Annotated in this window: 16 protein-coding genes and 1 tRNA gene; 6 read left to right on the top strand and 11 right to left on the bottom strand. The window is 68.8% G+C overall.

Annotated features, from left to right (window positions below):
• Positions 1 to 1,707, bottom strand: coding sequence for a hypothetical protein (locus tag J4O73_RS07950; protein ID WP_426216221.1), 1,707 nt, complete (start codon positions 1,705 to 1,707; stop codon positions 1 to 3).
• A 161-nt stretch (positions 1,708 to 1,868) separates the two neighbouring features.
• Here J4O73_RS07950 and J4O73_RS07945 point away from each other — a divergent pair, with 161 nt between their 5' ends.
• Positions 1,869 to 2,930 (top strand): CgeB family protein, encoded by a 1,062-nt coding sequence (locus J4O73_RS07945; protein WP_426216219.1) that lies wholly within the window; start codon positions 1,869 to 1,871, stop codon positions 2,928 to 2,930.
• Positions 2,927 to 6,559, top strand: coding sequence for a glycosyltransferase family protein (locus J4O73_RS07940; RefSeq protein ID WP_426216217.1), 3,633 nt, complete (start codon positions 2,927 to 2,929; stop codon positions 6,557 to 6,559). The genes J4O73_RS07945 and J4O73_RS07940 overlap by 4 nt, the downstream gene beginning before the upstream one ends.
• Positions 6,560 to 6,788: 229 nt before the next feature.
• Here J4O73_RS07940 and J4O73_RS07935 read toward each other — a convergent pair whose 3' ends face one another.
• Both J4O73_RS07935 and J4O73_RS07930 read right to left on the bottom strand, forming a co-directional pair.
• Positions 6,789 to 7,046, bottom strand: a complete 258-nt coding sequence (locus J4O73_RS07935) for a DUF6538 domain-containing protein (protein ID WP_426216215.1) — start codon at positions 7,044 to 7,046, stop codon at positions 6,789 to 6,791.
• Between the two features lie 98 nt (positions 7,047 to 7,144).
• Positions 7,145 to 7,234 (bottom strand) — tRNA-Ser (locus J4O73_RS07930).
• Positions 7,235 to 7,467: 233 nt separating this feature from the next.
• Here J4O73_RS07930 and J4O73_RS07925 point away from each other — a divergent pair.
• From J4O73_RS07925 to J4O73_RS07915, 3 genes are all read left to right on the top strand, one after another.
• Entirely contained in the window at positions 7,468 to 9,615 is a 2,148-nt protein-coding gene (locus J4O73_RS07925) for a xanthine dehydrogenase family protein molybdopterin-binding subunit (protein WP_426216213.1), read from the top strand.
• A 268-nt stretch (positions 9,616 to 9,883) separates the two neighbouring features.
• Positions 9,884 to 11,767, top strand: a complete 1,884-nt coding sequence (mdoH, locus tag J4O73_RS07920; protein ID WP_426216211.1) for a glucans biosynthesis glucosyltransferase MdoH — start codon at positions 9,884 to 9,886, stop codon at positions 11,765 to 11,767.
• A 299-nt stretch (positions 11,768 to 12,066) separates the two neighbouring features.
• Positions 12,067 to 12,732, top strand: a complete 666-nt coding sequence (locus tag J4O73_RS07915) for a L,D-transpeptidase (RefSeq protein ID WP_426216209.1) — start codon at positions 12,067 to 12,069, stop codon at positions 12,730 to 12,732.
• A gap of 78 nt (positions 12,733 to 12,810) precedes the next feature.
• Here the strand turns inward: J4O73_RS07915 and deoA are convergent, their stop codons facing one another.
• The 7 genes from deoA to J4O73_RS07880 form a co-directional block, all read right to left on the bottom strand.
• On the bottom strand, positions 12,811 to 14,103 hold the full coding sequence (gene deoA / locus J4O73_RS07910; RefSeq protein WP_426216208.1) for a thymidine phosphorylase: 1,293 nt from the start codon (positions 14,101 to 14,103) through the stop codon (positions 12,811 to 12,813).
• Positions 14,104 to 14,106: 3 nt separating this feature from the next.
• Entirely contained in the window at positions 14,107 to 14,838 is a 732-nt protein-coding gene (deoC, locus tag J4O73_RS07905; RefSeq protein ID WP_426216206.1) for a deoxyribose-phosphate aldolase, read from the bottom strand.
• A complete protein-coding gene (locus J4O73_RS07900; protein ID WP_426216205.1) occupies positions 14,835 to 15,653 on the bottom strand; it encodes a purine-nucleoside phosphorylase in 819 nt (272 codons plus the stop codon). The genes deoC and J4O73_RS07900 overlap by 4 nt, the downstream gene beginning before the upstream one ends.
• Positions 15,650 to 16,069 carry a cytidine deaminase gene (cdd, locus tag J4O73_RS07895; RefSeq protein WP_426216203.1) on the bottom strand — a complete coding sequence of 140 codons (420 nt, stop codon included), beginning with the start codon at positions 16,067 to 16,069 and terminating at the stop codon, positions 15,650 to 15,652. The genes J4O73_RS07900 and cdd overlap by 4 nt, the downstream gene beginning before the upstream one ends.
• 42 nt (positions 16,070 to 16,111) lie before the next feature.
• Positions 16,112 to 16,858 (bottom strand): anti-sigma factor family protein, encoded by a 747-nt coding sequence (locus J4O73_RS07890; protein WP_426216201.1) that lies wholly within the window; start codon positions 16,856 to 16,858, stop codon positions 16,112 to 16,114.
• A gap of 78 nt (positions 16,859 to 16,936) precedes the next feature.
• Entirely contained in the window at positions 16,937 to 17,533 is a 597-nt protein-coding gene (locus tag J4O73_RS07885; RefSeq protein WP_426216200.1) for a sigma-70 family RNA polymerase sigma factor, read from the bottom strand.
• Positions 17,534 to 17,586: 53 nt separating this feature from the next.
• A complete protein-coding gene (locus J4O73_RS07880; RefSeq protein WP_426216198.1) occupies positions 17,587 to 18,711 on the bottom strand; it encodes a patatin-like phospholipase family protein in 1,125 nt (374 codons plus the stop codon).
• Positions 18,712 to 18,950: 239 nt separating this feature from the next.
• On the opposite strand from J4O73_RS07880, the gene J4O73_RS07875 reads away from it, so the two are divergent.
• The gene (locus J4O73_RS07875) at positions 18,951 to 20,111 is read left to right on the top strand and encodes an iron-containing alcohol dehydrogenase (protein ID WP_426216196.1); all 1,161 of its coding nucleotides are present in this window, start codon (positions 18,951 to 18,953) and stop codon (positions 20,109 to 20,111) included.
• Between the two features lie 98 nt (positions 20,112 to 20,209).
• Here J4O73_RS07875 and J4O73_RS07870 read toward each other — a convergent pair whose 3' ends face one another.
• Complete coding sequence (locus J4O73_RS07870) at positions 20,210 to 21,451, bottom strand: ABC transporter substrate-binding protein (RefSeq protein ID WP_426216858.1); 1,242 nt, start codon at positions 21,449 to 21,451, stop codon at positions 20,210 to 20,212.
• Positions 21,452 to 21,617 lie beyond the last annotated feature (166 nt).

The raw sequence follows: 21,617 nt of genomic DNA, 5'->3' as shown, positions 1-21,617 counted from the left end.
CTAGGTCCGCTTGGAGGAAATCAAGTGCCGGAATGCCCGGCCCAGGCGGATGGCCGGGCGCGGTGGCTCCGGCGGGGGGAGCGCGAGGCGGGCTTCGATCTCTGCCAGCTCGGCTTCAAGGCGCTCCACTGCGCGGTCGCGTTCCGCCGCATAGGCGATGACGCGGTCGGTCTGTGCCCGCGCGTCGTCGATGGCAGCGACGAGGTTGGACCGTTCGGTCCGCAGCGCTTTGACCTCGCTAGCGAGGCCCCTCGCGCGCATCAGCAACTGCGCGCGGGGTACGGGGTGCGTGGAGGCGAGCCACGCGAAGTTGCGGTTCGTCTCACGCCCGCTCACGATTTGCTGGAAGCGGGCTTCGCGGTCGAGGCGCTCGGCGATGGCGGCGTCAGAGAGGGGGGCGCCGAGGCAAGCGGTGGCTGCACGTAGCAAGGTCAGGTAGGTCGGGTCGCTCTCGGGGGCGGGCCAACCGGCGATGGGGGTGGTCAGGACGGTATCGACGAGCCCGCGCACGAGCAGGTGCCCGAAATCCAAGGGTGCATCGAGCTCCCATTCCAGGTCAATGAAGGTAGCCCGGTCGCCGTGGACGAGTAGGTTGCGCGGGACGGCGTCGAAGGCATGACCGGGGAGGTGCGTGTCGATATCGGGCAACGGATCACTCGGACCGGCGCCCAGGAACTCGGCGCGGAGAGCTGTGATCCAACGATCCGCCCATGGTGCGAGATCGGCCTCGGTCCAGCCGTCGTGGGCCAGGATCTCCTCCAGTGCCTCGGGCCAGGGCCGACCGGGCGCGAGGGGTTCGGCTGGAAATCGATTGGTGATGCCGGCCGCATGACGGGCCAGCCCGGGATGGCGCGGTGAACGCAGGACCATCGGAGGTCCTTCCGACCGAGCCAGGATGGTGGCGACCTTATTGAACTCCGGCCGCCGTTCATGGCCGATGTGCAGGGCAAGACGATGATCCGCCGGGAGAGGGGCGGCGGAGGCCAAGACGAGTGCGGCGGGGGCACGATCCGCAAGGTCTCCTGCCTCCGCAATGCGCCGCCAAGCTTTGCGCGCGGCGACTGCCTCGCCCGCCAACGCTCCGGCATCGAGCCCCGAATGCGGTGACAGGCCGTGTTCGGACAGGATGGTGCGCGCCTCGCGATGGCTGGGAAACGGAAACCACCAGTGCTGATGCGCGAGGCCGACCGCCGTCAGCGTTTGACGGAGGTGGGTCCAGGCGCTCGCCCGGTGGCCCGGATGCCATAAGGAGCCCTGCGCAGCAGCGGCCCGGTCTTGCTCCGCCGCCCCATGGTCCAGGGCCAGGATCAGTCGGCCGTCCGGCCTGAGGTTTTGCCGGATCGCGCGCAACCGGGTCAGAACGGAACCGTCCGTCGGGACTGAACCGTGCCGGCCGTCGACCGTCGTCCCGGCGAGGATATCGAAGGCCACGATCGTGTCGTAGCCGCGGTACGCGTCAGGGGGCTCCACCTCGGAGGGCATTCGGCTGCGGACGGTCAATGTGGCCGCGAGTTCCGATGTGCGACTGCGAATGCCCGGTGCGACCGATCCGAGCAAGAGCACGTCCCCGGACAAAAAATCTTCGATGGGCAGGAGGATGTTGGCCGCGGTCAGGGCGCCCGGGCCCTCTGGCTCGGATGCCGGCTCGGTGTGAGCCGGCTCGGTGTGAGCCGGCTCGGCCACGCGCTCCTTGGTGCTGATTGCCATTTTGTCCCGATTATATTGCCGAAACCTAATTACTATGATGCTTATATTGCCCTTTAACAGAACTAATAGGATGTTTTATGGACAACTCTGAGAGTTGCGTTTACTGCTACTTGAAGAGAAAATCCAACGCTCGCAACGCCAGCCGCCGACAGGCGAAACGAATGAATATTGCGCAGCATATCGATACTGATGCACTACAGGTTTTTGTAACAAGCACGAGCACTGACGCGCTAAACGTCAATTCAGCAATCAGATCTTATCTTGTCGAAGGTTTGAGGGAGCGTGTCGGGCAGAATGCTGTCGCTCAGGCGCCGCTGGAGTTGGCGTGCGAGCGGGTCCAGCGCCTGCGCCCCAAGCTGGTGATCGCAGTCGGCAGTCTCGTGCCCGATGCCGCGGGTCTCGGCGCGCTACGGCGAGCTGCCGATGCCGTGGGGGCTCAACTCGCGTTCTGGCTCACCGAGGATCCCTACGAATTCGATTATGCCTTCAAGGCGGAGATCCTGGCCGACGTCGTCTTCTCCAACGATGGCTGGGCTACCCATCACTACAGGCACGGATCGGTGCACCATCTTCCGTTGGCGGCATCCCCGACGCGCCATCTCCGTCGCATCCGCCCGGATCTGTCGCGCGACATCACGGTCTTCTTCTGCGGCGTGGCCTATCCGAACCGCATTTCTCTGCTTCGACAGGCGGACGAGCTTCTGTCCCGGCACCCGGTGGAAATTCTTGGATCCGACTGGCCGACCGATGTGCGGTGCGCGAGCAACCGACGCCTCACCGCGGACGAGATGGCGGACCATGCCGCCGCCGCTTGGCTGACGTTGAACATCGGCCGCGAGCTCGACATCGCGAACCGACGCTTCGCCCTGCCGCAGGCGACCCCGGGGCCGCGCACCTTCGAGGTCGCGCTCTCGGGCTCGACGCAACTCTTCTTCACCACCGGCCTGGAGATCTGCGACGTCTTCGAACCAGAGCGGGAAATCCTCCTCATCGATGGCCCCCGGGACATCGCGCGGGCCATCGAACGGGCACAGGATGAGCCGGCGGCGATCCTCGCGATCGCCGAGAGGGCGCAACGACGGGCCCTGCGGGACCACACGTACGCATGCCGCGCCCAGCGTATGCTGGATCTCTGTGGATTTCGCCCCGACATCACTGCTGTCGACTTCAGAGACCTGTTCGCGGGAGATCATGTGACGCCGCAGGTGTCGGTCCGCGTATGACGGGCCTTTCGATCCTACTCCTCGACACCGAGCCACGGACCCACAACCATTACATCGTCCTCGCCATCGCGGACGCCTTGCGGCGTCATCCCGATGTGGCGCGGGTGGTCGTCGCGCACCATGGGGATGCGCTCGCGACCTTCGTGGCGGAAGGCCTCGACACCTTCCTGGCCTTCGGCGGGGCCAAGATGCACGCGCCGCTGCTCGGCCGGCTCGCGCGCCTGGCCCGGCTCAGCATTCTGTGGACCACCGAGGACCCTTACGAGCGCTCATCGAACGTCCGCTTTTCCGACTGTTTCGACATCGTCTTCACCAACGATCGGAGCAGCGTCGCCGCCTACGAGGGCCGCGCCGTTCACCTGCCTCTGGCCGCGAGCCGGCTCTTCCAAGACTTCGATGTCGGTTCAGACGACCGCCATTTCCTCTACGACCTGCTCTTCATCGGAACCGCTTGGCCCAACCGTGTCGCCAGCCTGAACACGATCCTGGGGCTCCTGCCCGCCGACCTGCGGGTCAAGATCGCTTTGCCCTGGAACGTTCATCTGGGGCCGCCCGACCTGCATGACCGCTCGCTCGCTACGGAATGGCGCTGCGGCAACGTCGATTTCGCACGCTTGGCGAACCGAAGTCGCGTCGTGCTCACTCTACCGCGCGTCTTCACGGGCAACGCCGACGAGCAGGCGGCCGGATCGACGCCGCCGCCGCGCCTTTTTGAGACCGCCCTGGCGGGCGGCTTTCAAGTCATGGTGTCGCCCGAGCCGGAGGTGCGGGACTACTACACCGCCGGCGCGGAATTCCTGCTCTGTACGGGTGACGCGGAGGCGGCCGAGGCCATCGCCAGCATGTTGGCGGCGCCCGAAAAGCGTCTGGCCCAGGCCCGTGCCGCGCGTGCGCGAACGTTGGCCGAACACCTCTACGACCATCGGATCGTGACGTTGCTGGAGCGGGCGGCTTCCTGTCGGCGGCGTGAGTCTCCCCTCGGCCGGAGGTTGCCGACGACGCTCCCGCGCAGGACCGTACTCATCCTCACCCACAACCGCATGGGCCAGCGTGAGGGCGGCGGAGTCGAGGTGTATCAGGAGGCGCTCGCGGGCCTCGCCGATCGTTATGATCTGCTGTTCCTCTTCCCGGTATTCCGGGGTGAGGAATGGGAGATGCGGCTGGAGGGGCCCGGCGTCGCGTTGAGTCTGCCGGGTGGATCCGTCGGCCTGCCCCGGCTCACCGACCCGCTCGTGGAAGGACAATTCGCCCGCATCCTGTTCGAGTATCGGGTGGACCTCGTTCACATCCACCACCTGCTGCACTGGCCCCTGAGCCTGCCGCTCATCGCCCGTGCCTGCGGCGTGCCGGTGGTCTATCACCTCCACGACCATTACCTGATCTGCGAGCGGTGGCTCCTCCTCGATCACAACGGGCGTTTCTGCGACGTGGCCCACCGCGGGCGCGAGCAGTGTGATGCCTGCCTCGCCGCCAGCCACAATTATCCCGCCGGTGCCAAGGCGCGGCGCGACGCGTTCATGGAGCATGTGGTCGGTGCGGTGGACGCCTTCGTGACCAGCACCACCACGACAGGCGCCTACCTGCGCGCCGCTTATCCGCAGATCACGCCGGACCGCGTCGTCGAGATCGCGATGCTGACCCCGACGCCGTCCCACGTCGTGCCCGTTGAGCGAAACGAGGCCGATGCGCCGAAGCCGCTCGTCGTCGCGGTGATCGGCAACTTCACCCACCACAAGGGTGGGGACGACATCATCGAATTGATCCGGACCTGCGAGGCCTATCCTCTTCATTTCCGGATCTACGGTCAGGTCAGCGCCCATCATGCTGGCCGCTTGAGCGGCCTGCCGGCGGAGTGTGTGACTGTTCACGGCGCCTACGATCAGCGCGGTATCGTTGCGCTCCTGCAGGGCTGCGACGTCTCTCTTCATCTCTCGATCTGGCCCGAGACCTACCTGATCGCGCTGACGGAGGCGTGGCAGGCCGGCCTCGTCCCCATCGTCACGGACCTCGGTGCGCCCTCCGAACGGGTCAGTGATGGGATCGATGGCTTCCGCGTACCGCCGCACGATCCCGGCGCGGTCCGGGCCAAGCTTCTGACCCTCCTTTTCGACCGGGAACGGCTCGCGGATCTTCGCGCCGCCATTCGGCGCAAGGTCTTTCCCTCGGTGGATTCCCATCTGGACGCCCTGCACACGCTGTATGCCGACCTCATGGAACGGCGGCCCTGTCCGCACGACCGCATCCCGAACCGACGCCCCGGCAGCTACGACCTGTGCCTCGATGACCTGGCCCTCCAGCTGAACGCGCCCTCCTGGGTGAGCGGCGACATCCTCTGGGACCGAAACCGCGTCCCGAATGGCAACAGCGTTCCGGACACCTTTGCGGCGGTCAACCGCATCGACGCCCTCCCGGAGGAAGACGCAGCCAAGCCCGCTCTTGAACGACCGTTGAGCCATCCCAGTCTTGCATGGGCGCTCGACGGTCTTTGGACCGATCAGCGCCGCCGCCTGGATCGGAGCGGACACGCCGTCGTCTTTCGCAGCCTGTCCTTGCGCGGCTGGATGCATCTGTCGGAGAGCCAGGGTCCCTACCGGACCTACCTCCGTTTCAGCGACGGCGTGAGCACCTCCTACGCTCCCCTTCGAATGGAGAGCCGACAGGACGTGGTAGACCACCTGCAAGCGTCTGCAGCCCGGGATGCCGGGTTCGCCGGGCAGGTGGACTTGGACGGCCTAAGCTTCGGAAGCCACGCGGTGGACCTGATCCACGTGACGGCGACCCACCGCGTCGTCATCCGCGGGTTGCTGCGGATCTTCGTCGCAAGCGGTCTCGACGTTGCGCGGGCTGGCCATTTCCGCGCCGTGCAGAAGTCCGGCGAAGTCCCGGCAACGACGCCGCGCAGGGCCTTGCCCACACGCACACGGCAAAGCCTACCCGCCTGCGATGGGGTGCTCCTCGGCTCGACCGCAGAGCTCTGGGCCTTCGAGGCCCGGATGCCCGATACACCGGCAGAGGCGGTCGAAGTCTGGCTTCAGGGTCACGACGGCACGAAGTTGCGGCTCGATGCGGAAGCGCACGCCGCGCTGGACGGGACGCTCCGCTTCGTAGCGGCCTTGGACGGATTGCAGCCAACCCCCTACCAGATCGTCCTGCGTACCGGGCGCGGCGGAGGGCCGGCGATCACGCTGCCCGACCGGCTCCAGGTGCGCGAAGAGCCAGGCCTCTGTCGGGATACAGAGACCCTCCCTGCCACCTTCCGGCGCCGCTTCATCAAGGTGATCCGCCGTGCGCCGAACCTCAACGCGGTCACGCTCTCAACCGACAAAGACGTTCGCCGTATCCGGTGCCAGGGCTGGGCCTTCCTGAGAGGGCTAGGTCCCGCCCTCTGCGTCGTGGCCCGCTGGGAAGAGAATGGGCGAAGCCGGATCTGTATCGGGGCCCCCCTCGAGCGGCCGGATATCGAAGCGCACCTGAATACTCCTGCCGCCCGCACTCCCGGTTTCGACCTTGTGATCCCGGTCCAAGCGATCACCAGCGGGCGCGTCCGCTTCTATCAATGTTACCGCTGGCGGACGGTCGAGTTTGAGGGGTTCCGTGAAGCTTTGATCATGTCCCTCGACATGACATGAGGCGCGATAAATCGCTCTCATCGTCCTGTTATAGAATAAACTTATTATGTATTTACTTATTATTCCGACGATAAGTAATTTTTCTAACGTAAATCCGCGCATAAGTACGCCCGTGACAACGACGGCGCACTATTAAACGTATTATTATACCGCCACTTGAGCGCAGCGCGCCCTGGTACCAATGATGAGATGGGGCAGTATAAGCTTACCCGCTTTTGCGGCGGCCCGGCTACAAAGCGAACCCACGGCTTTCGGCTTGATCCTGCCGGACGTCGAATGTCCGCACGGTGGGGCCAGCCGAGACTGTTACCCAACGCACTTCGATCTCGCGGACCGCTTCGACAAAGCGAGTGCGAGCTACCGCGGGATCCTTCGTGCGTAGGCTGAGCTTCTCGATCGCTCGTCCGACGAGCGGCTGCAGTGCAGCCGGGACGGCCTTACGGACATAGTCGATGGCGCTATCGGGATGCTTCCAGGGACGTGCCATCGGTAAGGGCATATGTACCCCCCCGAATATACCAGTCGGGCCGTACGAACACGGCGCGTAACAGCAACTTCCCGTGACAATTGAGCTTTTAGCACGACTGGCGGAGAGGGGGGGATTCGAACCCCCGATGGGCTTGCACCCATGCCGCATTTCGAGTGCGGTGCATTCAACCGCTCTGCCACCTCTCCTGCCCGGCCTGAGCCGCGCACCGTAAAGCACTCCGGACGCGCGCGGGGCACGACCTTCGATCTCTGCGGATAGGGGCTCATAATCGGCCGGAGCGCCGAGGGCAAGGGCTTGTTGCCGGGCTCTTGGGCCGACGCGATCCGAAGGGGGTCTTGGCGCCGCAGGGACAATGATCGCGGGAGCCCCGCATGCCGGTCGCCGGTTGGTGGTTCTACCGGGAGAGCGGGAGACCGTCATGGGTGCAGTGCTGGGCCGGGACCACGTCCGGATCGAGGGGGCGGCCAAGGTCACCGGGGCAGCCCTCTACTCGTCGGACGGGCCCGGGACGGAGGAAGCAGGGAGGCTCGCCCACGCGGCCCTCGTCACCAGTGCTTTCGCGAAGGGGAGGATCATCGGCTTCGATCGACGCGCGGCCGAGGCTGTGCCCAGGCTGCTCGGCATCTTCACCCATCGCGATTTCGCCGGTTCCGTCGCGCCCGTGGCGCATCTGATGGCGGGCGGGTACGCGAATTCCTCGCACCGGCCGCTCGAATCCGAGGCGGTTGCCTATGCCGGGCAGATCGTCGCTCTCGTCGTCGCCGAGACCGTGGAGGCCGCCGCCGCGGCGGCAGCGTCCTTGCGTGTCGCCTATGAGGAAGAGCCCGCCTCAGCCGGGTTCGACGCGCCGGGCGCCGAGACCGTTCGGCTGGCCGACCTCAAACCTCATCACGAGGATATCGGCACGGGCGATGCCGCCGCCGCCTTCGCCGCCTCGCTCCACCGGATCGAGGCGCGCTACGAGACGCCGACGCAGCACCACAACCCGATCGAGATGTTCACCACCCGCTGCGCCTGGGAAGGCGACACGCTCACCGTGCATGAGCCGACCCGCTTCGTCGGCGCCGTGCAGCACGGGCTCGCGGCGCAGTTGGGGCTCGATCCGGCACAAGTGCGCGTGGTCTCGGGGCTGATCGGCGGGCATTTCGGCTCGAAATTCGCCCTGTCGCAGCACACCGCGCTCGTCGCACTGGCGGCGAAGCGGCTCGGACGCCCGGTCTCCCTGGTCCCGACCCGGCGACAATGCTTCACCATCGCCAATTACCGGCCCGAGACGCGCCACGACATCCGCCTGGGCGCCGATGCGGAGGGCCGCCTCACCGCCCTCGTCCATGAGGCCGAGGTCGTGACCTCGCGGTTCGATCCCTTCGCCATGGAGGGCGCGGACGTCACCGGCAGCCTCTATGCCTGCCCGGCGATCCGAACGGAGGAGCGGGCCACGCGCGTCGATCGCAACACGCCGGGCCCGATGCGGGCGCCGCCCGAGGTGCCGTATCTCTTCGCTCTGGAGAGCGCCATGGACGAGATGGCGTGGCAGCTCGGGCTCGATCCGATCGAACTCCGGCGCCGGAACGACACGGCGACGGACCCGGTGAGCGGCAAGCCCTTCACGTCGCGCCCGCTCATCGCCTGTTTCGAGGCCGGGGCGCGGGCCTTCGGCTGGGAGCGGCGCCTGCCGCGACCGGGTGCCCTACGGGACGGCCCATGGCGGATCGGCCTCGGCTGCGCCGCCTCGGTGCGTCCGGTGAAGATCGCCGCCGCGACCATCCGGGTTCGCCTCGCCGCCGACGGATCGGTCGAGGTGGCGGCCGCTCACCACGAGATCGGCAACGGCATCACCACGCTCCTCGCCATGGGCGCGGCCGAATGGCTCGGCGTGCCGGTCGAACGGGTGATCGTCCATCTCGGTGACACCGATCTGCCGCCGGCGGGCATCTCGGGCGGGTCGAGCACGACGACGAGCCTCATGAGCGCCCTGTCTCTCGCCTGCACGCAGGTTCGCGACCAGCACGCCGTCGCGAAGGCCGGAGAGCCGGTGGAGGTCGTGGCCGAATTCGTGCCCAAGGGGGGCAAGCCGGATGCTCTGAAGGCCCTGCGCGCAGGCCATATCGGGCTCACGCTGCCGGAGGATGCGCTGTCCTGGGCGTTCGGCGCGCAATTCGCCGAAGTGCATGTGCATGCCGAGACCGGTGAGATCCGGGTGCCCCGGCTCACCGGCGCCTTCGCAGCGGGGCGTGTGCTGAACCCGCTCACCGCCCTCAGCCAGTTGAAGGGCGGGATGATCTGGGGCCTCGGCTCGGCGCTCCTGGAGGAGACGGTGCTGGACGGCGCGGCCTATCGCAATCCGGATCTCGCGGAATACCTCGTGCCCACCAGCGCCGATGTCGAAACGGTGGAAGCGCTGATCGTGCCGGACCCCGACGAGCGGGTGAATCCCCTCGGGGTGAAGGGTCTCGGGGAGCTCGGGATCATCGGCGTGAATGCGGCGATCGCCAACGCCGTCTACCATGCCACCGGCCGCCGGCAGCGCCGTCTGCCGATCCGCATCGAGGACATGCTGGCCTGAAACGGCCCTCCGCGTCGGAAAATCCCGCCCGAACGGCAGCTTGCGCCGCCGTTCTGTCGATATTCATGCCGATACCACTACTCAAAGTTTGACCGGCCGCCCGGTGCGAGGCATCGCACGCACCGCGGTGGCGGCATGGGGGGATCGATCGGTCGGCCTCCGGCGGTGCCGGGGGTGCGGGGTCTTTGTCCTCGCGCCGACTGTTCCGTCCCATGGCGCCCGCCCGGTTGGTGCGCCGTTCGTCCGCCTCGGTCGAGTTCCCGCGCCCATGGTTCACAGCGCCCCTCCTCACCGCGATCCGCCCGCTCCGTCGACGCTCCCAGAAGCGTGGCACGGGAGCCGACGCGCCCTGACGGCCCGGCGCCTCGCCCTGGCCCTTCCGAGCCTCGCCACCGCCGGAGCCATCGCGTGGCTCGCGGCCTCGGCCTACCCGGCGGGCGATGCCCTCGCCTGGGCGCTGCTCGCCACCTTCTCCCTGGTGATGGGCTGGCAGGCCTTCACCGCCTGGCAGTACCTCTACGGCTTCGTCGCGGGCCTGCTCGGGGATCGGGCGGCCTCCGCCCTGGAGCGGGCGGCGGAATCCGCCGTCCCCATGCCCCAGGGCGAAGGGCGCACGGCGGCCATCGTCGCCATCCACGCCGAGGATGCCGTGGCGGTCTTCGCCCGGCTGCGGGTGATGGCCCGCTCCCTGGCGCGCGAGGGCACGGACGACATCGACATCTTCGTCCTGTCGGACACCCGCGACGGCGCCATCGCCGCCGTCGAGGAGCATGAATACGCGCGCATCCAGGCCTGGGCCTCGGCCGATCCCGATCTGCCGCGCATCCGCTACCGCCGCCGCCGGGAGAATGTCGGGCGCAAGGCGGGCAACGTCGCGGAGTTCTGTGCGAGCCACGGCCACGAATACGCGTTCATGATCGTGCTCGACGCCGACAGCCTCATGACCGGCGCGGCGATGACCCGCCTCGCGCGGCTGATGCAGGCGAGCCCGAAGGTCGGCCTGATCCAGACCGTGTCCTATGCTGCCGGTCGCGACACCCTGTTCGCCCGGGTGCAGCAATTCGCGGTGCGGCTCTACGCGCCGCTGGCTCTGCGCTGCCTGGAGACGTGGCAGGGGCCTGAAGGCAGCTACTGGGGCCACAACGCGATCCTGCGGATCGAGGCCTTTGCCGCCCATGCCGGACTACCGGTTCTCCCCGGCCGGGCGCCGCTCGGCGGCGAAATCCTGTGCCACGATATCGTGGAAGGCGCGCTCATGGTGCGGGCCGGCTGGGAGGTGCGCCTCCTGCCGGAATTCCGGGGCACCTGGGAGGAAATGCCCACCAATCTGATCGACCTGCTCGGCCGCGAGCGCCGCTGGTGCCAAGGCAATCTTCAGCACCTGCGCGTGCTGCCCTGGGCGGGGCTGACCGGGGCGAGCCGCTGGCATATCGGCGTCGGTATCCTCTCCTACTTCGTGCTTCCGCTCTGGATCGCCTTCCTCGGCCTCGGCGCGTGGCAGGCGGCCCGCAGCGGTGATCTCGGCCTCCTGGCCTACGGGCTCGGCGGGACGGGCGCGGCAGCCCATGCGCTGGCGGCGCTCACCGTCGCGGTTCTGGCAGCGCCGAAGCTCCTGAGCCTCACCCATGTCCTCGCCTCGCGCGAGCGCCGGGCCTCCTTCGGCGGCACGGGGCGGCTCCTCGTCAGCGCGGCGCTGGAACAGGCCGTGTGGGTGATCCTGTGGCCGGTCATGACCCTGTTCACCGCAGGCGCCGTCTGCGCGACCTTCCTCGGCAAGGTGGTGCGCTGGGAAACGCAGGAGCGCGACGACCGGCAGGTCTCGTGGGCCGAAGCGTTCCGGCTCCAGGCCGACGCGGTGGTGGTGGGCGCGATGATGCTCCTGGGGCTCGCCTTTGCGGGCAACCTCTGGCTCGGTCTCTGGCTCGCTCCGGTGGCGCTGGCTCTGCTGACCAGCCCGGCACAGAGCGTCTGGACGAGCCGCTCCGATCTTGGCCGCGCCGCGCGGGCGCGGGGCCTGTTCCTGACGGCGGACGACACCGCCATGGCGCCCGAACTCGCGGAACTCGCCCAAATCCGCGGCGTGCCCGCCTCCCCGGCCCGCCCGGCGCAGCGCGAGCCCGCCGTGTGGATCCCCGCCGCCGACGAGGTGTGAGGGACGGAACCCGATCGGCTCGAATCGGAGGCGGGCCCTCCTTCTGGCCTGCTAGGAATCCCAGCGTCGTGGAGAAGCGCTCACAAAGCGTTCATCGCCACACTTGCATCGATTTTATGGCCACGCTGCCACAGTGTGGCCATGAGACAACGGCTGCGGCGGAACGAAGGTTTGCCGGGCATTCAGGCTTGGCTTTGGGGCCGGAGCGTTTAGGCGTTGGTGAGGATCGGCACGGCATCGTGCCCCACCAGCGTTTCTGCGTTCTCCGCCATTTCCGCGCCTGCCCTCGTGAGGCTTCGATGCGTCGTTTTCTTCCCGCCCTCGCCGGTTTGGCCGGCGCGGCCGTTCTCGCCGCGCCTGCCTTCGCCTACGAGATCGACCCGCTGACCCGTCAGCCCATCGACAACGTGCTGTCGGTGCGCGTCCGCCCCCAAGCGGTCGAGCCCGCCGCCGTGCCGGTGGTCAACACCGCGCTCACCACTGCCGACCCGCTGCAGCAGAGCGCGGCCGTGCCGCAGATGTCGGCCATTGCCCGTGAGACCGTGCCCTATAGCGGCCCCTACGGTGCGGGCACGATCGTCGTCTCCACCGCCGAGCGTCGGCTCTATTACGTCCTCGGCGGCGGCCAAGCCCTGCGCTACGGCGTCGGCGTCGGCCGTCCGGGCTTCACGTGGAGCGGTATGCAGACCATCACCATGAAGCGTGAATGGCCGGATTGGCGTCCCCCGGCCGAGATGCTGCGCCGCCGTCCCGACCTGCCGCGCTATATGAAGGGCGGTGTCGAGAACCCGCTCGGCGCCCGCGCCATGTATCTCGGCGGCACCATGTACCGCATCCACGGCTCCAACGAGCCGGAGACGATCGGCACCGCCGTGTCGTCGGGCTGCATCCGCATGACCAACGAGGACGTGATGGACCTCTACACCCACGCCAAGGTGGGCACGAAGGTCATCGTCCAGCGCTGATCCGCGCCACGCGGACGGGGTTCAGGGGCCGGCGGCGACGCCGGCCCTTCGCCGTTCGATACGACCACCCCGTCTGCGTCAGCCGACCCGCTCGATGATCGCCGGGCGTTCCGGCAGGGCCTCGCCCATCCGATAGGCCGCGCGCAGGGCGGCCTCGGCTCGTTCGGCGCTCGCCGCATCGGCGGCGTGGACGATGCCGATGAGGCCGCTGGCCTGGCCCGGTCGCGCCAGATCCGTGAAGCCGACCGCAGGGTCGATGCCGTCCTGCGGGCGGGTGCGCCCGCCGCCGAGGCCGATCACCGCGAGCCCGATCTCCCGCGTCGCCACCGAGGCGACCGTGCCCTCGGCCCTCACCTCGCGGCGGACGGGCGCGACGGGCAGATGTGTCTCGTGCCGCTCGATCAAATCCGACGGGCCACCCAGGGCGGCGACCATCCGGGCGAATGTCTCCGCCGCCCGGCCCGAGACTAGGGCCTCCTCGAGCGTGGCCGAGGCTTCCCCACGGCTCGCCGACAGACCGCCGAGCACCAGCATCTCGGCGCCGAGCGCCAGGGTGACGGCGTGGAAATGCGGCTCCCGCCGCGCCCCGGTGAGATAATCGAGTGCGTAGGCGACCTCGACGGCGTTACCCGCGGCGGAGGCCAGCGGCGCATCCATGTCGGTGATGAGCGCGGTGGTGGGCAGGCCCGCCCCCACGGCCACGGAGACGATGCTCTCGCCCAGGGCGCGTGCGTCCGGCAGCTCTTGCATGAAGGCGCCCGAGCCCTGCTTCACATCCATGACGAGCCCGCCGAGCCCGGCCGCGAGCTTCTTCGACAGGATGGAGGCGGTGATCAGGTCGAGGGATTCGACCGTGCCGGTCACGTCGCGGATGGCGTAGAGGCGCTTGTCGGCCGGGACCATGCGCTCGGTCTGGCCGATGATGGCGCAGCCGACCTCACACACCACCCGCCGGAACAGGTCGGGTTCGGGTGCCACCTCGTAGCCGGGGATGCTGGCGAGCTTGTCGAGGGTGCCGCCGGTATGGCCGAGGCCCCGGCCCGAGATCATCGGCACGTAGCCGCCGCAGGCCGCCACCATCGGCGCCAGGGGCAGGCTCACCGTATCGCCCACGCCCCCGGTGGAGTGCTTATCCAAGACGGGGCCGGGGAGATCCCAGGCCAGCACGTCACCCGAGCGCATCATCGCCCGCGTCAGGGCGACCCGCTCGGGAACGGAAAGCCCACGGAAGAACACCGCCATGGCGAAGGCCGCCGCCTGCCCCTCCGTCACCGCCCCCTCGGTGAGGCCGGTGATGAATTCCGCGATCTCCTCGTCCGAGAGACGGCCTCCATCGCGCTTGGTGCGGATGGTCTCCTGCGGCAGGCGCACCTTTCAGCCCTCCCGAGCCTGCATCAGAACGCCGAACAGACTGCTCGCCCCGAGCCGGAAGGTGGCGGGCCGAGCCCAGGCCGGGCCCATCGCCCGGTCGGCGAGGGCCAGATAGGTGGCGGCATCCGCGACGCTGCGCAGGCCGCCGGAGATTTTCACCCCCGCGGGGCGTCCCGAGGCCAGGACCGCATCGAGCAGGATGCGCGCGGCCTCTGGCGTCGCCGAGACGGGGCTCTTACCGGTGGAGGTCTTCAGGAAGTCGGCGCCCGCCGCCAGCGCGAGATCGGCCGCAGCGCGGATGGCGGTGGGCGAGCGCAACTCGCCGGTCTCCAGGATCACCTTGAGCAGGGCATCGGGACAGGTCTCGCGCACGGCCTCGACGCAATCGCGGGCCACGGCCTCCTCGCCGCGCAGAAAGGCGCGATAGGGCAGGACGAGATCGATCTCCCCCGCCCCATCGCGACACGCCTCGGCGGCATCGTCGGCGGCGCGGGCCGCATCCTCGCCGCCCTCGGGAAAGTTGATCACCGTGGCGATGCGGATGCCGCTGCCGGAGAGCGCCCGCTCGCCCTGCGCGACGAAGGAAGGCCAGACGCAGATCGCCGCCACGTGCCCGGCGCGGGCATCCCGGCACAGGGCGTCGACCTTCGTCTGCGTGCAGGTGTCGCTGAGATCAGTCAGGTCGAGAAGGGCGAGCGCCCGTTCGGCGACGGCGCGGGATTCGTCGGTCGTCATGGGGCTTCTCCCGGCTCGGGAAGGGCGGCGGCGAAGGCGCGCACCAGCCGGGCGAGGTCGCCCGACGCAGCGGCGGCCACCGCCTTGGTCTCGGCGTGATGGGGGGCCCCGCCCGCGATCCCGGCGGCCAGGTTCGTCACCGCCGAGATCGCGGCGACCGGCAGGCCGAGAAAGCGGGCGAGAATGGTCTCGGGCACCGTCGACATGCCCACGAGGTCGGCGCCGAGGATGCCCGCCATCCGGACCTCGGCGGGCGTCTCGAAGCTGGGGCCGGAGAACCACGCATAGATGCCCTCGGCGAGCGGGATCCCTTCCGCCCGCGCCGCCGCCGCGAGGGCGACGCGCAGGGCCGGATCGTAGGCATCGGTCATCGGGACGAAGCGGGCGTCGCTCGCCTCGCCGATCAGCGGGTTCATGCCCGAGAGATTGATGTGGTCGGCGAGCAGAGCGAGGCGGCCCGGCCCCACCTCCGGCCGCAGCGACCCGGCGGCGTTGGTCAGCAGCAGCGCGCGCGCACCCAGCTCGCGGGCGCAGGTGAGCGGAACACGCATCACGGCGGGGTCACCCGCCTCATAGGCATGGGCGCGTCCCTCGAAGATCAGGACCGGCCGCCCGGCGATCAGACCCCGGTGGAGCCGTCCGCGATGGCCGCTGACCCCCGCCCCCGGGAAGCCGGGGATCGCAGCGTAGTCGAGGCTCAGCGGTTCATCGAGCCCGGCAGCCAGCGCGCCGAGGCCGGTGCCGCAGACGATGGCGCAGGCATAGGGCCCGTCGAAACCCGCCTGCCGCAGGGTGGCGAGGGCGGCCTCGCTCACGGCAAGGTCTCCGGGCCGAAGGAGGCCGGAAGCAGGACGTCGAGGGTGTAGCGGGCCAACGGACCGTCCGGCCCGGCGGCATGGATCGCGACGTCCGGCCCGGCGAATTCACGGATGCGCTGGCGGCAGGCCCCGCAGGGTGTCACGGGTACGGTCCCGTCGGCGCAGACGAGGATCTCCATGATCCGGCGCCCGCCGCCCGCGACCATCGCGGCGATGGCCCCGGCCTCGGCGCAGGTGCCGACCGGATAGGCCGCGTTCTCGACGTTGCAGCCGGAATGGAGGGTGCCGGTCTCGTCGCGCAGGGCCGCGCCGACGCTGAACCGGGAATAGGGCGCATAGGCCCGCTCACGGGCGGACAGGGCCGCCTCGAACAGGGCCCGAAGCCCCTCGCCGTCTTCCGATGCCGCCCGCATGGCTCGTGTTTCGCACCAAGCGGGCCGCCCTGTCGAGGGTGCTCAGCCCCCGAGCAGGCTCGCCGCGCGCTGGAGAACGGCGTCCCGCTCGGGGCCGCTGACCGCGTAGGCATTGCCCCCCGCCGTCCAGGCGAAGACCCGGCCCCCGGCCGTGTCGCCGAGCATGGACGGGCCGGAGCGGCCATCGGCGCGGGTGGCGAAGAGGGAGACCTCGCCGAGGGATTCGGCCTCGAAGGAGACTTCGATGCCGGTGCCATGGCGGGAGGGGAAGACCTGAAGGTCACGCACGCGCCAACCCTCGGGCAGGGGCGGCAGCTCGACGCCGGTCGCCGCGCGGAGACGGTCGCGGTCGTAGGCGGCGGCATCGGCCGCCGTCGTTGCGCGCAGCAGGGCGACGGCGCGGGCCTGCCGCGCATCCTCCACGAGGCTGGCGTCGACCGTGGAAGCCAGCGTATCGGGCACGCCGAAGCGACCGATCTCGTCATGGGCGAGCCAACCGGCGCCGACCAGCACGACGATGGCCGCCGCCCGCTTCATGCGCGAGGCGACGCGGCCCCAGCGGAGCGACCGGTCGAGGCGCCGCGCCAGGGTGACGTTGCGGTCGGGCCCCGGCCCCATCCGCTCGCGAAAGCTGGCGCGCAGGGCGTCGCGATCGTGAAAATCGGCCATGACGCGGGCAGCAGCTTCGGGATGGGCCGCCAGATGCGCTTCCACCTCAAGGCGGCGCATCGGGTCGAGCTGCCCGTCGACGAAGGCGATGAGATCGCTGTCTGTGATCGGATCGATCATCGGTGGCTTCCTTACGGTATCCGGCGACTCGTCCTGGATGACGGGCTTCCGGGAATGGGGCGGCGGAGCGCCCCCAGATCACGAATCGCCTGCGGCACGCCGGGGCGTGCCATTGCCGGACACGAGGCGCAGAGGCGGCCGGGGAGTCCGGGCTGCGCTCGGCGCATCATCGGTCTCGCGCCCGGGCCGCGCGCCCTCCTCGAAGGCGCGCAGGGCGGCACGACCGCGGCCGAGCCGCGACATCAGCGTCCCGATGGGAATGCCGAGGACCGCCGCCGCATCGGCATAGGCCATGCCCTCAATGGTCACGAGGTGGAGCGCGGCGCGCTGCTCTTCGGGCAAGGTGGCGAAGGCTTCGCGGATCTGCGCGAGCCGCACCTGGCCCTCCTGGGCAGGCGGGCTCGTCTCGTCATGCATCCGCACGAGGGCGTCGGCATGGCGCACCTCGACCTGACGGCGGCGCTGCTCGTCGATGAAGACGTTGTGCAGCACCGTCATCATCCAGGTGCGCAGGTTGGTGTTGGGGCGCAACGTCCCCTTCGCCTCGAGCGCACGCACCAGGGTGTCATGGACGAGGTCGTCGGCCCGCAAGGCATCCCGTGTCAGGGCACGGGCATAGCGCCGGAGCGGCACCAGCAGATCGACGATGTCCGGAAGGGCATTCTCATCGCGCATGGACAGTGAACGCCCGGGGCGGCCGGATTAATCCCGGCCGGGTCGTCGCCAGACTATTGATAGGCCTGCTGCAGGTCGATGGTGCAGCGATGCCCGACCTGGTCCAGATGCTCGCCGAGCCAGGCCTGGGCGGCCGCGCGGCCCTTGTCGCGCAGGCGGCAGAAGACCTTCCAGCGGGCATCGAGCTTGGAGGCGGCGTTGTAATCCTCCAGCGCGTCGGTGCCGTCGATCCGGTGGATCAGCACGCGCTCGTAGCCGTTGCGGGCGAGCGTGCCTTCCTCGATCAGGCCGTCGATGAAGTCGATGGCGCGCAATTCGCGCATCAGGTTGGCGTTGAAGGTGATCTCGTTCAGGCGGTCGCGAATCTCGGCTTCGGTGCGCGGCGTCTCCCGCCGCTCGACGGGATTGATCTGCACGAGCAGGATGTCCCGTGTCTGCGCTCCCCGGTAGAGCGGATAGAGCGGCGGATTGCCGAGATAGCCGCCGTCCCAATAGGGCACGCCGTCGATCTCCACGGCCTGGAACACGGTGGGCAGGCAGGCCGAGGCCATCAGGTGATCGACCGTGAGCGCGTCGCGCTCGAACACGGCGAGCTTGCCCGTCCAGACATTGGTGGCGGACACGAACACGCCCGCCGTCTGCGAGTCGCGCAGTCGCTCGAAATCCACCTGTGCCGCCAGCGCCTTGCGCAGCGGATTGATGTTGAGCGGGTTGGTGACGTAGGGGCTCGGCGTCAGCGCCTTGGCCCAGAACTCTGCGATGGGGTTGCCCTTCCACAGGCTCAGCAGGCCCGAGACGAACTGGCGCTGCGTCGGCCCGAGATCGCCGTCGAGGCTCACCTCACGCCAGAACTGCTCGAGCCCCTCGCGGGCGCCATCCGGCCCGCCCTTCAACCAACCGTCCACCATGACGACGGCATTCATCGCCCCGGCGCTTGCGCCCGTCAGCGCCTCGAAGCCGAGCCGCCCATCCTCGATCAGCGCGTCGAGCACGCCCCAGGTGAAGGAGCCATGCGCGCCGCCACCCTGAAGGGCCAGCGCCACGGTCTTCTCCGTTTTGGGCCCGGCCAGCACTTGGCCCGCGAACCGGGCGGTCGCGGGTCCGGCCGCGTCCGAGGAATGCTCGGGCACCGCAGTCGCGGGGTTATGGGACTCTGATCCGTGGGGATGCTCGCTCATGTCGGCCTCCTGTCTTGAAAAAGGAAGATCGGGAGTACGCGGACCCGTCACAACGCTTGTTTTTGCAATGCAGCAATCCGGCTTCGAACGCGCGGCGGTGGAAGCGGTTCAGCCGACGGCGTGCGCAAGGACACAGGCGAAGCTCTCAACCTGTCAGCCTTCCCGGTTCCGTCCGGCCTACCGGACGCCTATGGAAACAGGTGGATGGACCCGCTCAAGCGGGCCGCATGGAGGATCCCATGGTCGCCTCGATCGCCCTGCCCCGGCTCATGCGCATCGGCGCCGGCGCCTCCCGGCTGCTGCCGGAGGTGCTCGGCCAACTCGGCCTCTCGCGCCCCTTCGTCGTCACCGATCCGTTCCTCGCCGGCAACGGCGCGGCGGCGACCCTGACGGAGCGGCTGGCCGCGGCCGGGATGAAGGCGCGGATCTTCTCCGAGACGGTGCCGGATCCGACGGTGACCTCGGTCGATGCGGCCCTCGCGGCCTTGCAGGCGGGAGACCACGACTGCGTCGTCGGCTTCGGCGGCGGCTCGCCCATGGACACGGCAAAGGCCGTGGCGGTGCTCGCCCGCCACGGCGGTCCGATGCGCCGCTACAAGGCACCTCACCTGCAGGACGAGGCAGGCCTGCCCATCGTCGCCATCCCGACCACGGCGGGCACGGGCTCCGAAGCGACGCGCTTCACCATCGTCACCGACGAGTCGAGCGATGAGAAGATGCTCTGCATCGGCCTCGCCTACCTGCCGGTGGCGGCCCTGGTCGATTACGAACTGACCCTCACCAAGCCGAAGCGGCTGACGGCGGATACGGGCATCGACGCCCTCACCCATGCCATCGAAGCCTATGTCTCGCGCCGGTCGAACATCTTCTCGGACGGGCTCGCCCTTCAAGCCATGGGGCTGATCGCCCCGAACCTGCGCCGGGTCTGGACCGATCCCGGCGATCGCGCCGCCCGCGAGGCGATGATGCTCGGCGCGACGCAGGCCGGCATCGCCTTTTCGAACGCCTCCGTCGCCCTGGTCCATGGGATGAGCCGCCCGATCGGCGCGCATTTCCATGTGGCCCACGGCCTGTCGAACGCGATGCTGCTGCCCGCCGTCACGGCCTTCTCGGCGCCGGGGGCGGTCGCCCGCTACGCCGCCTGCGCCCGTGCGATGGGCGTGAAATGCGGCGCAAGCGACGAGGCCGCGGTGGAAGCCCTGGTGAACGAGCTGCGCGCCCTGAACGACGACCTCGACGTGCCGAGCCCGCAGGAATACGGCCTCGACGCCGCGAAGTGGGAGAAGCTGATCCCGACCATGGCCGAACAGGCTCTCGCCTCCGGCTCGCCGGGCAACAACCCGCGTGTGCCGGACGCGGAAGAGATCGCGGTGCTGTACCGGGAGGTTTGGGCCGGGTAGGCGTTCGGTCCGGTCGGCTGCCGTTCCGGCACCGCGACGCGCAAACCCGAAACGAGGACGTGAGAGGGCCAGTGTGGGACTGGCCCTCTGAAGACCTTCTACTTCCCCGTCACAAGCGGGCACCCGCTTTCGGCCTCGGACGCGTAGGCTTCCTTGCCGGGGATGGTGGAGACGAGCTTGTAGAGATCCCACTCGCCCTTGGAATCGGCGGGCTTCTTGATCTCGAACAGGTACATGTCGTGCACCATCAGGCCCGTCTGCTGGACGTGGCCGTTACGGGTGAACACGTCGTCCACCGGCAGCGACTTCAACTTGGCGTTGACTGCATCGGTCTCGTCCGTGCCCGCCGCCTTCACCGCCTTGAGGTAGGACAACACGGCGGAGTAGGTACCGGTCTGGATCATGTTCGGCATCCGGTTGGTGCGCTTCATGAAGCGCTGGCCGAAGGCGCGGGTCTCGTCGTTGAGGTCCCAGTACCAGCCCTCGGTGAGGGTCAGGCCCTGGGCCGCCTTGATCCCGAGGCCGTGGACCTCGGACAGGGTGAAGAGCAGGGCGGCGAGCTTCTGGCCGCCATCGGTGATGCCGTATTCCGCCGCCTGCTTGATCGAGTTCGACGTGTCGAGGCCGGCATTGGCGAGCCCGATCACCTGCGCCTTCGACCCTTGAGCCTGGAGCAGGAAGGACGAGAAGTCCTGGCCCGACAGGGGATGGCGCACGGAGCCCACCACCTTGCCGCCATTGGCCTTCACCACGGCGGTGGTGTCATTCTCGAGCGCAGTGCCGAACGCGTAGTCGGCGGTGAGGAAGAACCACGTCTTGCCGCCCGCCCGCGTCAGCGCCCCGCCCGTGCCGACGGCGAGCGCATGGGTGTCGTAGGCCCAATGGTAGCCGTAGGGCGTGCAGGCCTTGCCGGTGAGGTCGCTGGAGGCGGCCCCGGTGGTGATGGTGATCTTCTTCTTTTCCTTGGAAAGGCCCTGCACCGCCAGCGCCACCGAAGAGGTCGTCAGTTCCATGATCGCATCGACGCCGTCGCGGTCGTACCATTGCCGTGCGATGGCCGAAGCGATGTCGGGCTTGTTCTGGTGGTCGGCGGAAACGATCTCGATCGGCACGCCGCCGATCTTTCCGCCCATATCCTCGACGGCCATCTTCGCGGCCTCGACGGAGCCCGCGCCGCCGAACTCGGCGTAGAGGCCGGACTGATCGTTGAGGATGCCGATCTTCACGACGTTGCCCGAATAGGCTTCCTGCGCCGGAGCCTGTGCCGCGGCGGGGCCCGAACCGAGCACCGAACCCGCAAGGGCGGCCGCGAAAGTCGCGCCGCCGATACCCTTCACCATGCGTCTCATCCCATTGTCCTGATCGCCCCGGCCTGCTGACGGGCCGGGTAGAGCGAAAGGATAGGCCAAGCCTCGGGAGGGCGCCACGGCGGCGAACGCGCATGTGTGACGGTTTGCGACACCTCTCGCGCGGTATTCGGAGGCCTCGGTCAATAAGACTTAACCA

Origin of the sequence: Methylobacterium sp. NFXW15, from assembly GCF_049887755.1 — a bacterium.
Lineage (GTDB): Bacteria > Pseudomonadota > Alphaproteobacteria > Rhizobiales > Beijerinckiaceae > Methylobacterium.
The sequence above is the reverse complement of the archived record's forward strand: the minus strand, read 5'-3'. Positions and strand labels throughout refer to the sequence as shown.

Coding starts and splice junctions, on each gene's coding strand:
- J4O73_RS07870 (WP_426216858.1), bottom strand. CDS start 21,451: ATGGTGAAGGGTATCGGCGGCGCGACTTTCGCGGCCGCCCTTGCGGGT.
- cdd (WP_426216203.1), bottom strand. CDS start 16,069: ATGCGGGCGGCATCGGAAGACGGCGAGGGGCTTCGGGCCCTGTTCGAG.
- J4O73_RS07915 (WP_426216209.1), top strand. CDS start 12,067: ATGCGTCGTTTTCTTCCCGCCCTCGCCGGTTTGGCCGGCGCGGCCGTT.
- J4O73_RS07940 (WP_426216217.1), top strand. CDS start 2,927: ATGACGGGCCTTTCGATCCTACTCCTCGACACCGAGCCACGGACCCAC.
- deoC (WP_426216206.1), bottom strand. CDS start 14,838: ATGACGACCGACGAATCCCGCGCCGTCGCCGAACGGGCGCTCGCCCTT.
- J4O73_RS07880 (WP_426216198.1), bottom strand. CDS start 18,711: ATGAGCGAGCATCCCCACGGATCAGAGTCCCATAACCCCGCGACTGCG.
- J4O73_RS07925 (WP_426216213.1), top strand. CDS start 7,468: ATGGGTGCAGTGCTGGGCCGGGACCACGTCCGGATCGAGGGGGCGGCC.
- J4O73_RS07935 (WP_426216215.1), bottom strand. CDS start 7,046: ATGGCACGTCCCTGGAAGCATCCCGATAGCGCCATCGACTATGTCCGT.
- J4O73_RS07885 (WP_426216200.1), bottom strand. CDS start 17,533: ATGCGCGATGAGAATGCCCTTCCGGACATCGTCGATCTGCTGGTGCCG.
- J4O73_RS07945 (WP_426216219.1), top strand. CDS start 1,869: ATGAATATTGCGCAGCATATCGATACTGATGCACTACAGGTTTTTGTA.
- mdoH (WP_426216211.1), top strand. CDS start 9,884: ATGGTTCACAGCGCCCCTCCTCACCGCGATCCGCCCGCTCCGTCGACG.
- J4O73_RS07875 (WP_426216196.1), top strand. CDS start 18,951: ATGGTCGCCTCGATCGCCCTGCCCCGGCTCATGCGCATCGGCGCCGGC.
- J4O73_RS07950 (WP_426216221.1), bottom strand. CDS start 1,707: ATGGCAATCAGCACCAAGGAGCGCGTGGCCGAGCCGGCTCACACCGAG.
- J4O73_RS07890 (WP_426216201.1), bottom strand. CDS start 16,858: ATGATCGATCCGATCACAGACAGCGATCTCATCGCCTTCGTCGACGGG.